Here is a 14,833-nt window from a genome sequence, read left to right on the forward strand (position 1 = left end):
TGGGAGTATATACTTTCTTTAAAATCGTCTGTTGTAGCCAAAAAATAAAATATAGCTACAGCACAGACGAAAAAGAAAAGCTTTTGATTATGTTGGCTGCTTGAAATGCAACATCTATATCTAGGTTTCGTCTTTGAAATACTCATCGTAAAAACGATGTGTATCAGTATGTCCTGTTTTTTCTGAAACGAGCGTTAAATATACTGTAAAATTTGGGCTTTTGCTTAGTTATATAGGATATATTTAACCTAGAATTAACAGGGTGTCGAAAATTATTTTAACAATTTGCAATGTTGAATTAGTAATGTTAAATTCACGCTTTTAAAATTAAAAATAGATGGAAGAGAACAATTCTATTGATATAGCTTCAATCAACCAAAAAATAGAAAAGGAATCTGCGTTTGTGGATTTATTGACCTTGGAGATGAACAAGGTGATTGTGGGTCAAAAGCACATGGTAGAACGATTGTTGATCGGATTATTGGGTCAAGGGCATATTCTGTTAGAAGGAGTGCCGGGATTGGCAAAGACCTTAGCGATTAATACCTTGTCGAGAGCGGTTCATGGTAGTTTCAGTCGTATTCAGTTTACGCCAGACTTACTTCCTGCCGATGTAGTAGGAACCTTGATATATAACATAAAAGAGAACGATTTTTCTATCAAAAAAGGACCTATTTTTGCCAACTTCGTATTAGCAGATGAGATCAACCGTGCTCCTGCAAAGGTACAAAGTGCATTGCTAGAGGCCATGCAGGAAAAGCAAGTAACCATTGGTGATGAAACTTTTATTCTGGACAAACCATTTTTGGTAATGGCAACACAAAACCCGGTAGAGCAAGAAGGAACGTATCCGCTACCAGAAGCACAGGTAGACCGTTTTATGCTAAAAACCGTGATCGATTATCCAAAACTAGATGAGGAGCAGTTGATCATTCGCGCCAACCTGAAAGGATCTTTTGAAAAAGTAAATCCGGTAGTCTCTCTAGAGCAAATTCTGAATGCTCAAAAAGCGGTAAGAGAAGTATACATGGATGAGAAGATTGAAAAATATATTCTGGATATCATTTTTGCTACTCGTTATCCAGAAAAATACGGTTTAGAAGATTTAAAACCATTGATTAACTTCGGAGCTTCTCCTCGTGGTAGTATCAATCTGGCAACAGCAGCAAAATGCTATGCTTTTATCAAAAGAAGAGGATATGTAATTCCAGAAGATGTACGAGCAGTAATACATGATGTATTGCGTCATCGTATCGGAATTACGTACGAAGCTGAAGCCGAAAATGTAACTTCTGAAGATATTATCAATAAGATCGTTAACGAGATCGAAGTACCATAGGGTTTTTAGGTTTTCGAAGAATGATTACACGGATACTTAATTCAATCATTCGTCAAAAAATCAGAATCGTAAAGAAATGCAATGGATACTAAGGAGTTACTAAAGAAAGTTCGAAAAATTGAGATCAAAACACGTCGGTTAAGTGATCATATCTTTGGAGGAGAATATCATTCTACCTTCAAAGGAAGAGGTATGACCTTTAGTGAAGTGCGACAATATCAGTTTGGAGATGATGTACGTAATATAGATTGGAATGTTACCGCGCGTTATAATGAACCTTATGTAAAGGTTTTTGAGGAAGAGCGAGAGCTTACCATGATGTTGATGGTAGATGTTTCGGGATCTCAGTTATTTGGTACTCAGCAACAATTTAAAAAAGAAATCATTACCGAAATAGCAGCTACTTTGGCGTTTTCGGCTACGCAAAATAACGATAAAATAGGATTGATTTTGTTTACCGACGAGATCGAACTGTTTATTCCACCAAAAAAGGGAAGGTCTCATGTTTTGCGAATCATTAGGGAGCTTTTGGAGTTTGAACCCAAGAGTAAAAAGACCAATATTACCGAGGCCTTGAAGTTTCTTTCGAATGTAATGAAAAAGAAAGCCATCGTTTTTATACTGTCTGATTTTGTTGCAGACGAATATCAGCAAACGCTCAAAATTGTTTCTGGAAAACATGATGTAACCGGAATACGAGTTTATGATCGGTACGAAGAAGAGATTCCTAATCTTGGGATGGTGCAGATGGAAGATGAAGAAACCGGAGAATTGCTTTTGGTCAATACAGGTTCTAAAAAAATACGCCAGAATTATAGTAAGTACTATAACGAGCAAATCAACTATTTCAAAGATAGCTTTAATCGAAGTGGAGCGGGATCGCTAAGCAGCAGGATCGATGAAAGTTATGTAAAAAAATTACTAGGATATTTTAAAAGAAGAGGATAGTAGCACTATTAATGAAGAATAATCGATTACCACATACAAAAAAACAAAACCTAAAAGTAGTTCCGTTCTTTCTATGGGTAGTTTTTTCTTTATTGACTACCGCAGGTTATGCGCAGGTAAAGGGAACTATTGATTCCACTTCTATCAAAATCGGGGAAGAGATTCGATATAAGATGGAAGTGCAAGCAGATTCTACACAGATTGTAGTTTTTCCAGAAGGGCAGACATTCATGCCACTAGAGGTCATTGATTCGTATACCATCGATACGGCTAGAAATGATAACCGATACAGTCTTATTAAAGAGTATGCATTGACACAATTTGATTCGGGACAATACACCATACCTCGACAAAAAGTAATGGTTGGGGATCAAGTATTTTTTACCGATTCTTTAAAGGTAGAGGTACGAGATGTTTTGGTAGATACCACCAAACAAAAAATGTATGAGATCAAACCTCTGGTTGAGGTTGATGCTTCTTTTTTTAATTTGAAAAAATACATTTGGTGGATTTTGATTCCATTGCTATTGATGGGAGCAATTGCATTTTTTGTCTTCCGAAGAAAAAAGAAGAAACAGGCCAAAGAAGAAGAATTACCAGCCTACGAAAGAGCTATGCTTGCGTTGCGAAGAATAGACGAATCTCATTTACTTGAAGAAGATTCTCATAAAGAATACTATTCACAACTTAGTGACACCGCAAGAAAATACATCGACGAAGAGGTGTATGATCATGCTATGGAGAGTACTACCGACGAGTTGATCGCCAAGTTGGACGAAGAAATTAAATCCGGAGCACTGGATTTAGACAAGCAAACAGTAGAAGAGCTAAAGAGTGTTCTGAAAACTGCCGATATGGCCAAATTCGCTAAATCAAAACCAGATATTGGGACGGCAAAAGCGGATCGAAATGTGATCGAACGAGTGATTACCGAAACCAAAGAGGCAATTCCAGAGCCAACCGAAGAAGAACTTTTGGCGGATGAGGAATACAGAAAGACAGTTGCAGAGAAAAAGAGGAAGAAGAAGATTATTCTGGGGAGTTTGGCAGGAGTAGGGGTTGTTGCTATTACGCTTATTGCTTTTATCCTAATCAAAGGGTATGATGTGGTAAAAGATTCGCTGTTAGGTCATCCCACCAAAGAGCTGGCAGAAAGCCAATGGATATCTAGTGCGTATGGATCTCCGCCCGTTACAATCTCTACCCCAAAAGTATTGATCAGAAATGAGTATCAACTGACTGAGGAGCAAAAGCAAATCCTTAAAGGAAACGAGACCTTTGCTTACGGAAGCATACTTGGTAATTTTTATGTAGTAGTAAGCACCTTATCTTACCAACAACAAACACAGGTAGATCTTAAAAAAGCAGTAGAAGGTAGTGTAGGATATCTAGAAGGGAATGGAGCCAAAAATATTTCGGTAAAAAATGAAGAATACCAAACCCTGGGTGGTGCAAAAGGAGTAAAAGTGTTTGGAAATTTTGAGATTACCAACCAAGTAAAACAAACCACTCAAAAGAATGAATATGTGATGCTTAATTTTGCCGAACAAGGAGGGTTTCAGCAAATCACAGTTGTGTATGATATAGAAGATCGTTATGCCAGAGACGTGGCCCAACGTATTATTAATTCTGTAGAACTAAGAAATCCCAAATAGCAATGTTTGAAAACTTTACATTCGAAAATCCACAGTTTTTCTGGTTGTTTTTGTTGCTTCCATTGGCGATAACTTGGTTCATATGGAAACGTAACAAACAACAGGCTGAGCTCAAAATATCTAGTATCAAAGGTTTTAAGGTAACTAGTAGTTGGTTAACAAAACTAAAACCACTTTTGTTTGCACTACGATTAATTGCAATGGCTTTAATTATAACAGCACTAGCAAGGCCAAGAACAGTAGATGTATCTACAAAAACCAAAACGACCAAGGGTATTGATATTGTGATGGCTATCGATGTTTCTGCCAGTATGCTAGCCAAAGATTTACGACCAAATCGTCTTGAAGCCTTAAAAGATGTAGCAGCAGAATTTATTAAAGATAGACCTAATGATCGAATCGGGTTAGTAGTATATGCAGGAGAAAGCTTTACCAAGACGCCAATTACCAGTGATAAATCTATTGTCTTGAACAGCATGAAAGATGTGCGCTATGACAATGTTTTGGAAAACGGAACAGCCATAGGGATGGGTTTAGCAACATCGGTAAACAGGCTTAAGGATAGCAAAGCAAAGAGCAAAGTGATCATATTACTTACTGATGGATCCAATAATGCCGGGTTTATCGATCCAAAAATTGCTTCAGAACTGGCGGTAGAATATGGTGTTAAAACCTATACGATCGGATTAGGAACCAATGGAATGGCTCTGGCACCCGTTGCTATATTACCCAACGGTTCTTTCCAGTACGGAAGGGTACAGGTAGAAATTGATGAAGAATTGTTGAAGGAAATTGCCAAAGCAACCGGAGGAAAATATTTTAGAGCAACTAATAACAAAAAATTAGAAGAAATCTATCAGGAAATTGATAAATTAGAAAAAACGGATATCGAAGAGTTTAAGTTTTATAACTACGAAGAAAAATTCAGGTCTCTGGTGCTATTAGCCGGATTGTTGATTTTTGTCGAGTTTTTGCTTCGATACACCGTATTTAGAAGTTTTGTGTAAAAATTGATGAATAAAGGAATAATACTAGTTGGTAGTTCACGTAGTAATGGAGATACATCCAAAGTGGTAACGTATCTTCAAGAGATTACTGGTTTTGAAGCTGTAGATCTTAGTCAAAAAGACATTGGTTATTTTGATTATGAATTTAAAAATAAGGATGATGATTTTAATTATCTCTTTAAAGGGATAGTACAAAATTACCAAACGATCATTTTTGCTACTCCTGTATATTGGTATACAATGAGTGCAACGATGAAGACATTTTTGGATCGAATTTCAGATTTTTTGTATCAGGAAAAGGACTTTGGTCGTATGCTTCGGGGAATGAATATGGGTATGTTGAGCTGTAGTAACAGTGATGATCGCCCAGAAGAGTTTCATTTGCCATTTTCAAGAAGTGCTTCTTATTTGGGCATGAATTATTTGGGAGATGTGCATTCCTGGGTAAAAGATGATGAAATTCCTACTGATGTGAAAGAAAAGATTAATGCTTTTGCATTACAGATAAAAAGTTGAGTTAATAATTGTAACAATACGTGAGATCCAAGGTTGTAATATATAGAGGATAACACAGATAACATATGTATCTACTAGAAGAAAAAATATACTTTTGGTTATTATTGGGGATTCCGGTACTCATACTCATGTTTTTAGGAGTGTTGGTATGGAAGAAGACGATGCAAAAAAAGTTTGCCAATCCAGAATTGCTGAAGAAATTAAGTCCTAATCGCTCTGTTTTCAAATCGATACTGAAGATTGCTGTAATCAGTCTGGCTTTAGCCTGCCTGGTGATGGCTTTGGTCAACCCAAAAATCGGAACCAAGCTGGAAACGGTAAAACGAGAAGGGGTAGATGTTGTTTTTGCTATTGATGTTTCCAAAAGTATGTTGGCAGAGGATATCGCGCCTAATCGATTAGAAAAATCGAAACAATTGGTGACTCAGATTATCAATAATCTGGCAAGTGACCGCATCGGAATCATCGCATATGCAGCTAGTGCATTTCCACAGTTGCCAATTACAACAGATTATGCTTCGGGTAAAATGTTCCTTCAATCCATGAATACCGATATGCTGTCTTCTCAGGGAACGGCAATCTATGAGGCAATAGAATTGGCAAAAACCTATTACAACGACGAAGAGCAAACCAATAGGGTGTTGTTTATTGTAAGCGATGGTGAAGATCATGAAGGGAATGTACAAGCCATTGCTGAAGAAGCAGCAGAGGAGGGGATCAAAATTTTTACCATTGGTGTAGGATCTCAAAAGGGAGGACCAATCCCCATAAAAAGAAATGGAATCATACAGTCCTACAAAAAGAATAGCCAGGGAGAGACGGTAATTACAAAATTGAATGCGTCAATTTTGCAGGAAATTGCCAATGAAGCCGATGGCACATATATTGAAGGGAGAAATACCAGTAATGTGGTAGAAGAAGTAACGACCATATTACAAAATATGGATAAGAAAGAGTTTGAAGCAAAGCAGTTCGCAGATTTCAAAGATCAGTTTCAGTGGTTTTTGGCAGCGGGACTTTTATTGTTGTTCTTAGATATTTTCTTGCTAGAGAGAAAGACATCCTGGTTAAAAAAGTTAAACCTTTTTAATGAGCAATAAAATGAAATATTATAGCATTATCATATCGTTGTTTGTATTTGGATTGAGTTTTGCACAAGAGCAGGACCTCGAGGAGTTGGTTAATGAAGCAAGACAATTTGTGGCAACAGGTAATGAGGTGCTTACCAGAGATGGTAATTTTCCAAAAGCTGAAGGAGAATATAGAAAGGCTATAGCCAAAAATCCTGTAGATCCCACAGCAAAATATAATCTTGCCAATGCCTATTACAATTCAGAAAAATATGACGAGGCACATCTGCGTTATAAGGAGGCAGCAAAAATAGAAACAGCGACCAAATCCGAAAAACATAAGGCATTTCATAATCAAGGAAATACCTATATGGAACAAAAGAAATATAAAGAAGCGGTTGAAGCCTATAAAAATGCACTTCGTAATAATCCCAAGGATGATGAAACTCGTTATAATCTAGCTTTGGCCAAAAAGATGTTGGAAGAAGAGCAACAGCAAAATGACCAAAACCAGGATGATCAGGATCAGGATCAGGATCAAAACGAAGATCAGCAAAATCAGGACAATCAGGATCAGAAAGAAGGAGATGATAAGCAGGATCAAAAAGGAGATGATGGTGACAATGAACAGGATAAGCAGAATGATAAGGAAGAGGGCGAAGATGATAAGGATAAAGGCGATCAGGAGAAAGATGATAAAGGAGAACCTAAGGATGAAGAAAAGGATCAGGGACAAGGTGAAAATGAGAAACAAGAACAACCTCAAGATCAAAAACCACAACAGGCACAAGGACAGCTATCTCCTCAGCAGGTAAAAAGTCTCTTGGAAGCCATGAATAATGAAGAAAAGAAAGTTCAGGATAAGATAAATGCCAAAAAAGCACAAGGGCAAAAGGTACGTACCGATAAAGACTGGTAAGTATATCGTCTTCCCTAAAGCTTTTGATGAAGTGAAAGAGAAAAAATAAAACGAATGAAACTAAAACTAATTTTTCTAACCCTAGTACTCGCAGTAACTCAATTTACCGTTGCTCAGGTAAAATTTGAAGCTAAGGTGAGTAAGAAAAAGTTGGGCGTAAACGAAAGATTACGCGTGGATTTCGAGATGAATAAGGATGGAGATAACTTTACACCTCCTTCTTTTTCGGGATTTACGGTTGTAGGTGGTCCTAATCAATCCATTAGTAATTCTTGGATCAACGGTAAAAGATCCTATTCAAAAACGTTTAGCTATTTTCTAGAACCCACCCGAAGAGGTAGAATCACCATCAAACAAGCAACCATAGAGATTGATGGGCAAACCTATAAAACCTTACCAGTACAAGTAGAAATAACAGCAGCTGTCGATAAGCCAAAAGATGGAAATAACTCTGATTTTGTAGCCAGCGAGAATTTACATTTGGTTGCCGAAGTCTCCAAAGGAAATCCTTATCTCAATGAAGCAATTACAGTAGTCTATAAACTGTATGTAAGCCCAAGGATTAGTGTAAGCAATTGGCGCGAATTAGATAGTCCAACCTATAGTGATTTTTGGAGTCAGGCCATTGACATGAAGCAACTGAAGATCGAAAATGGAGAATATAAAGGAGAACCTTATCGATTTGTAGTACTGCGCAAAACCGTATTGTATCCTCAAAAAACGGGGAAATTAAACATAGAACCTTTAACTCTTACGGTCTCTGTAGATGTGCCTACCAAACGAAGAGATATCTTTGGGGGTAGACTATATTCTACAGTAAACAAGACCGTGGCCGCGGGGAATAGAACGATTAATGTAAAACCTTTGCCACAACAAGGTAAGCCTGATGATTTTTCGGGGGCAGTGGGATCTTTTGATTTTAAGGTAACCACCAACAAACGAGAATTGGATGCTACAGAGTCACTAGAAGCCAAAGTATCGGTAACAGGTAATGGTAACCTGAAGTTGTTCGATTTACCAAAATTAAGTGTTCCCAACGGATTAGAGCAGTACGAACCTGAACATAATGAGCGTGTAAGAACTAACCTTACCGGAATGGCAGGAAATATTGGGGATACCTATACCTTGGTACCGCAGTATAAGGGTAAATATCCTTTACCATCGATTTCTTTCTCTTATTTTGATCTGAAAACAGAGAGTTATAAGCGCATTACTTCTGATGAGATCATAATTAATGTAAAAACAGGACCAGATGGTGGCGATGTGGTAAGCACGACAGAAGCTACCAATAGTGGCAAAAAGCTGGTAACACAAACAGGTACGCAATTCAGATTTTTGAAGCTGGATGCTAATCTCGAACCCATCCAAAAAGAACATTTCTTCAAATCTACTGCGTATTGGGTAGCACTAACGGCACCTTTGTTAGCAATTCCTCTATTTTTATTTTTTGGTAAGAAAAGAGAAGAACGTCTTAATGATGTCAGTGGGAATAGAGTTAGAAAAGCAGATAAGCTAGCACGTAAATACCTTTCTGAGGCCAAGAAAAATTTAGGAAATCAGAAAGAGTTTTATATCGCTATGGAGAGAGCACTTCATAACTATCTTAAAGCGAAGTTGCAAATCCAAACCAGTGAGATGAGCAAAGATCGAATACAACGATTGCTCAAAGAAAGAGATGTTGATGATACTACTGCAATAGAATTTATAGGATTGTTAGAAAGTTGTGAGTTTGCCAGATATACTCCTTCATCTACTTCGGCCATGCAGCAAGATTATGATAAAGCCTCTAGAGTGATTGCTAGTATCGATAAACAATTATAAAAATATACCGTGAAACAAATAGTAAACATACTAGTTTTTATAGCATGCTTCTCTGGTTTTTCGCAGCATACAGAAAAGTTTCAAAGAGCTAATGCATTATATAATCAGGAAAAGTACCAGGAGGCTATAGACGCCTATAAATCTATTTTGGATGCAGGCCAGGAGTCAGCAGCATTATATTATAATCTTGGAAACGCGCATTATAAGCTCAGTAATGTAGGACCTAGTATTTATTATTTCGAAAAGGGGTTAGAATTGGCTCCAAACGATGAAGATATCCAAAACAACTTGGTTTTTGCTCAAAATGCTACAATAGATGCCATTGATGCGATACCAGAAGGGTTCATCTCGGGTACCTTAAATCGATTTACCTCATTGTTTTCGTTTAACGGTTGGGCATGGGCTTCTGTATTGTGTATTATAAGCTTTGTAGTGTTGTTTATTTTGTACTACGTGGCTAGAACTTCCTCAAAAAAGCGTTTATTTTTTGTAGCTAGTTGGGCAATCGTTTTGATTGGATTATTCTCAATATTTTTTGCTTTCAGACAGTTTAATAACGCACAAAACAATCAGTTTGCGATCATTTTTGCACAGGAAACAACCATCAAGAGTGAACCAAACCTTCGAAGTGAAGATATTTTTCAATTGCATGAAGGAACAAAAGTAGAGGTTACCGAAACTGTAAATAATTGGAAAAAGATAAAACTTACCGACGGAAAAATAGGCTGGATTCCTTCTGAAGACCTGAAAGAATTGTAATATTCGGGCAAATTTACGATTGATTTAACAGAATTTGAAAGTAATACTGTTATTTTAGCTTCTCAAAATTTAGTATAGTCGATGTTCAAGCCTCAAATAGCTCGTTTGTTAATCATGTTAGGATTCCTTCTACATTTATCCTACTATGGGGCTGGATTAATTGATTTTTACGTTTGTGAAGATAAATCCTCTATCGTCTTAGAGGAAACAGAGAGTTCTGAACAGCAGGAAAAAGAAAATTCAGAAAAAGAAGACGTAAAAGAGAAAGATAAAATTTCACAAGACTTCGATCAAAGACTTACAAGATGGGTGGATAATAGTATCAATACGTATCCTGACCTGTTTACCTCAAATATTTCGGTATATCTGGAACATAAGACACCCCCTCCAGAATTCGCCTAGTTTTTACTGTAACCAATCAATGATGTCTACTTGAGCATATGCGCTTAGGTAGCGGTTGATATTGTTTTTTTACCGAAACAAAACATTTTTTTATTCGATTGTACTTTTTAAAACTCAGATAAAAGCACAAACAACCAAATAGATTTATATTATGAGCGTTTTTAAAACATTAAAAAATGATTTACCGGCAAGTATTGTCGTGTTTTTTGTAGCATTACCATTATGTTTGGGTATTGCACTTGCCAGTGGAGCTCCATTATTTTCTGGATTGATAGCAGGGATAGTAGGAGGTATAGTTGTAGGTATTCTTAGTGGTTCTCAAATTGGAGTAAGTGGTCCGGCAGCGGGTCTTGCGGCTATTGTATTATCCGCTATTGGTGCACTGGGAGGTTTCGAAAATTTCTTGGTAGCTGTAGTACTAGGAGGAGCAATTCAAATAGCTTTTGGACTTCTTAAAGCCGGAATTATTGGATATTATTTTCCGTCATCAGTAATCAAAGGAATGCTAACAGGTATTGGAATTATTATCATTCTAAAACAAATACCCTACTTTTTTGGTTTGGACAAAAATCCAGAAGGTAATTTTGCCTTTTTACAATTGGATGGAGAAAACACTTTAACAGAACTATTAAAGACTATAAATGCCGTAATTAGCGGAAACGTGAGTGTAGGAGCAACAGTGATTGCTTTGATCGCACTGGGGATATTAATCCTTTGGAACAAGGTTTTATCAAAAAAGGGTAAAATTTTCCAACTTATTCAAGGTCCTTTGGTAGCTGTGGTCGTTGGTATATTGTTTTATGTTTTTACCAAAGATGGTGCTTTAAATATTACTAAAGATCATTTGGTAGCTGTTCCTATTCCGGATGGTATCGATAGCTTTTTAGGGCAATTTAGCTTTCCTAATTTTGCTGTAATTACAAATACAGATATTTGGATCACTGCATTTACTATTGCATTAGTAGCAAGTTTGGAAACACTATTATGTGTTGAAGCAACCGATAAGCTAGATCCTGAAAAAAGAGTTACACCTACCAACCGAGAATTATTGGCTCAAGGAGCGGGAAATATGATTTCAGGATTTATTGGTGGACTACCGATTACACAGGTAATTGTTCGTAGTTCTGCAAATATTCAATCTGGAGGACGTAGCAAAATGTCTGCTATTATTCATGGTTTCTTTTTGTTGATTTCAGTTATCTTAATTCCAACACTCTTGACAAAAATTCCATTATCTGTTCTTGCCGCTATCTTATTTATCGTAGGATATAAATTGGCAAAACCGTCATTGTTTAAAACCATGTATAACCTAGGCTGGAAACAATTTATCCCGTTCGTAGTTACTGTATTAGGTATTGTATTTATCGATCTTTTATGGGGTATCGGTTTAGGACTAATGGTAGGAATTGTTGTTATCCTTATCAAGAGTTATCAAAATTCGCACTTCCTGCATATGGAAGATGTTAGTAATGGTAAGCATCGCGTAAATATGACATTGGCCGAAGAAGTAACTTTTTTCAATAAAGGAGCAATTCTTAAAGAATTGGATCGATTACCAGAAGAAACTTACTTAACCTTGGATGTTAGAAAGACTAGATATTTGGATAATGATATCATAGAAATTTTAGAAGACTTCTCTGAAAAGGCAAAGAATAGAAGAATAGATATCAAATTGATTTCTGAAAGAGGTGAGATTGAAAACCCCGATAGTTATATCCAGTTTTTTAAATTAAGACCTCGAACCACATAAAATTAATAATATAAGTAACTACACATGAAAGCACTTACAAAAGAAACACAAGCAGCAATTACTCCACAAAAGGCAGTAGAGTTGCTTAAAGAAGGAAACGAAAGATTTCAAAAAAGCTTAAAAGCGGATAGAGACCTTTTGGAACAAGTAACAGACACAAAATCTGGTCAGTATCCGTTTGCTACGATATTGAGTTGTATCGATTCTCGAGTATCTTCAGAATTGATTTTTGATCAGGGGATAGGAGATATTTTTAGCGCAAGAGTAGCTGGTAATTTCGTAAATGAAGATATCCTGGGAAGTATGGAATTCGCATGCAAATTGGCAGGTACCAAGTTGGTTTTGGTATTAGGGCACACAAGTTGTGGGGCTGTAAAAGGAGCTTGTGATGATGCAAAATTAGGAAATCTTACTGCATTGATCAGTAAGATAAAACCAGCTGTAGCCGCGGTTACCGAACCTGCTGACGCTGCAGAACGTACTTCAAAAAATATTGATTTTGTAAACGAAGTAGCGGTTAAGAATGTACACATGACTATCGATAATATCAGAACCCAAAGTGCTGTGCTCAAAGAGATGGAAGACAATGGGGAGATCCTGATTCTAGGAGGAATGTATGATATTAATGACGGGAAAGTGACCTTCTTTGAAGCGTAAGACATTTATAATTTTTTAGAAAAAGAGCTGTTGCGTGTGTGCGACAGCTCTTTTTTTATTGGTATTTTTGATTTTGAAATAAGGAAAACAAACACAAACTATAGCCAATATGAAGGGTTTTTTCAAACATTTAAAAGGGGACGCCTTTGGTGGGTTAACCGCCGGTATCGTTGCATTACCATTAGCACTTGCATTTGGAGTATCTTCTGGATTAGGACCTAGCGCAGGTTTATATGGAGCTATTTTTATTAGCTTTTTTGCCGCGCTTTTTGGAGGTACAAATACTCAGATTTCTGGTCCTACAGCACCAATGACCGCAGTAAGTATGTTAATCATTGCAGGTTTAATTGGAGCACACAACGGGGATGTTAATGCTGCGTTGCCAGCCATACTAACCGTTTTTTTACTTGCTGGGATCATACAAATTGGACTAGGAGCTGTAGGCGTAGGAAAGTATATTCGATATATTCCTTATCCCGTGGTTTCTGGATTTATGACTGCAATTGGGGTAATGATTCTTATTACACAGTTCTTGCCAGCCTTGGGATATTATCCAAAAGAAGATAAAGCTTTTGTAAGTAAGTTTATGCCCGAGGCAGAAGAAGTAATTTTGAATAAAATCCTTAAAGATGAAGCTGGTGAAGGGATTTTGGTATTAGGAGATTTTAAAGAAACGATCAAAAGAGCAGAGAAAATTACTCCGGGAGAAGTTGAATTAGAAGCTACTGCTTTGGCCGGAAACTACTCTTCGGGAGTAGTTGGTTCTTTAAAAAGTTTACCAAATGCATTAGGCAACATCAACTATTTAGAACTCATACTATGCCTTGCTACCATATTGGTCATTTATGGATTCAAACGAATAACAACAGCTATACCAAGCACCTTGGTGGCCTTATTGTTGGTGTCTGGTATCGCTTATGGGTTTAATTTGGATTATCGACCTATACAGGAAATACCAAGTGGGTTCCCGAAATTCAATCTTTCTATATTTTCGGATTTTAGTTTAGGCTCTGTGGCGCCCTATATTTTTTCGGCACTAACACTTTCTATATTGGGAGCTATAGACTCTTTGTTAACTTCGGTGGTAGCCGATAATATGACCAAGACCAAACACAATCCCAATAGAGAATTGGTGGGGCAAGGAATAGGAAATAGTATTGCTGCACTATTTGGTGGAATACCTGGTGCGGGAGCCACTATCCGGACTGTGGTAAATATCAATGCCGGAGGAAAATCAAAACTATCCGGTATGATTGCAGGAGTACTGTTGTTGATTGTTTTACTAGCTCTAGGACCTGTTGCTTCGCAAATTCCTGCTGCTGTACTAGCTGGAATTCTAATTACCGTAGGAATCGGAGTAATGGATTACAAAGGATTAAGAGCCATCCCGCATATGCCAAAAATAGAGGTGGTGATCATGCTTATTGTGTTGGTGTTATCCGTTACCTGGAATTTGATCTATGCCGTTGGGATTGGATTGATCATCGCATCTTTGATCTTTATGAAAAAAATGGGAGATGTTACTGCGAGACAATCTAAGTTAGTATCTCTGGATGGCGTAGAACATACTCCAAAAATTGAAAAACTATGGAAAGATGAAACTAATTTCCCAAAAGAGCTACAAGAAGAGATTTTTATCAAACACCTTAGTGGACCCGTGTTTTTTGGCGCTACAAGCGAATTACAGGAGCTTGCCAGCCAGATCCCCGAAACGGCAGCCCATGTGATCATACGAATGGATAAAGTCCCTTATATGGATCAATCCGGGGTATACGTTCTTGAGGAGATTTTACTAGGTCTGGATCAAAAAGGTATAGATTCTTCTATTGTAGGGATACAGCAACAACCTTTGTATCTCACCAAAAAGATGAATATTATCCCAGATTTGGTGCCCGAGCATTTTGTATTCAAAGATTTTGATTCTTGTATTGGTGCAGTACGTCAAATTGTAATCGAAAAGATAGGAAAGGGATAAATTTCCTTATCGATA

Annotated in this window: 13 protein-coding genes; all 13 read left to right on the forward strand. The window is 37.2% G+C overall.

Annotation, left to right across the window (positions count from 1 at the left end; genetic code table 11):
- Positions 1-337: 337 nt before the first annotated feature.
- The 13 genes from ACXAGJ_RS04950 to ACXAGJ_RS05010 all read left to right on the forward strand — a co-directional run bounded on the left by ACXAGJ_RS04950 (position 338) and on the right by ACXAGJ_RS05010 (position 14,818).
- A complete protein-coding gene (locus tag ACXAGJ_RS04950; protein ID WP_073315931.1) occupies positions 338-1,339 on the forward strand; it encodes an AAA family ATPase in 1,002 nt (333 codons plus the stop codon).
- Between the two features lie 81 nt (positions 1,340-1,420).
- Entirely contained in the window at positions 1,421-2,287 is an 867-nt protein-coding gene (locus ACXAGJ_RS04955; RefSeq protein ID WP_073315930.1) for a DUF58 domain-containing protein, read from the forward strand.
- Between the two features lie 11 nt (positions 2,288-2,298).
- A complete protein-coding gene (locus ACXAGJ_RS04960) occupies positions 2,299-3,942 on the forward strand; it encodes a DUF4381 domain-containing protein (protein ID WP_474837671.1) in 1,644 nt (547 codons plus the stop codon).
- Positions 3,943-3,944: 2 nt separating this feature from the next.
- Positions 3,945-4,949, forward strand: coding sequence for a vWA domain-containing protein (locus tag ACXAGJ_RS04965; RefSeq protein ID WP_474837673.1), 1,005 nt, complete (start codon positions 3,945-3,947; stop codon positions 4,947-4,949).
- 6 nt (positions 4,950-4,955) lie between these two features.
- A complete protein-coding gene (locus ACXAGJ_RS04970) occupies positions 4,956-5,465 on the forward strand; it encodes a flavodoxin family protein (protein ID WP_474837675.1) in 510 nt (169 codons plus the stop codon).
- A 65-nt stretch (positions 5,466-5,530) separates the two neighbouring features.
- Positions 5,531-6,565, forward strand: a complete 1,035-nt coding sequence (locus ACXAGJ_RS04975) for a vWA domain-containing protein (RefSeq protein ID WP_474837677.1) — start codon at positions 5,531-5,533, stop codon at positions 6,563-6,565.
- Complete coding sequence (locus ACXAGJ_RS04980; RefSeq protein ID WP_474837679.1) at positions 6,555-7,454, forward strand: tetratricopeptide repeat protein; 900 nt, start codon at positions 6,555-6,557, stop codon at positions 7,452-7,454. The genes ACXAGJ_RS04975 and ACXAGJ_RS04980 overlap by 11 nt, the downstream gene beginning before the upstream one ends.
- Positions 7,455-7,508: 54 nt before the next feature.
- Complete coding sequence (locus ACXAGJ_RS04985) at positions 7,509-9,275, forward strand: BatD family protein (RefSeq protein WP_474837681.1); 1,767 nt, start codon at positions 7,509-7,511, stop codon at positions 9,273-9,275.
- Positions 9,276-9,284: 9 nt separating this feature from the next.
- Positions 9,285-10,034, forward strand: a complete 750-nt coding sequence (locus tag ACXAGJ_RS04990; protein ID WP_474837683.1) for a tetratricopeptide repeat protein — start codon at positions 9,285-9,287, stop codon at positions 10,032-10,034.
- Positions 10,035-10,115: 81 nt separating this feature from the next.
- Positions 10,116-10,436, forward strand: a complete 321-nt coding sequence (locus ACXAGJ_RS04995; protein ID WP_073315922.1) for a hypothetical protein — start codon at positions 10,116-10,118, stop codon at positions 10,434-10,436.
- 151 nt (positions 10,437-10,587) lie between these two features.
- Entirely contained in the window at positions 10,588-12,186 is a 1,599-nt protein-coding gene (locus ACXAGJ_RS05000; protein ID WP_474837686.1) for a SulP family inorganic anion transporter, read from the forward strand.
- A 24-nt stretch (positions 12,187-12,210) separates the two neighbouring features.
- Entirely contained in the window at positions 12,211-12,843 is a 633-nt protein-coding gene (locus tag ACXAGJ_RS05005) for a carbonic anhydrase family protein (protein ID WP_073315920.1), read from the forward strand.
- Positions 12,844-12,952: 109 nt separating this feature from the next.
- Positions 12,953-14,818 (forward strand): SulP family inorganic anion transporter, encoded by a 1,866-nt coding sequence (locus ACXAGJ_RS05010; RefSeq protein ID WP_474837688.1) that lies wholly within the window; start codon positions 12,953-12,955, stop codon positions 14,816-14,818.
- Positions 14,819-14,833 lie beyond the last annotated feature (15 nt).

Source organism: Aquimarina sp. AWH4_224 (assembly GCF_056160245.1).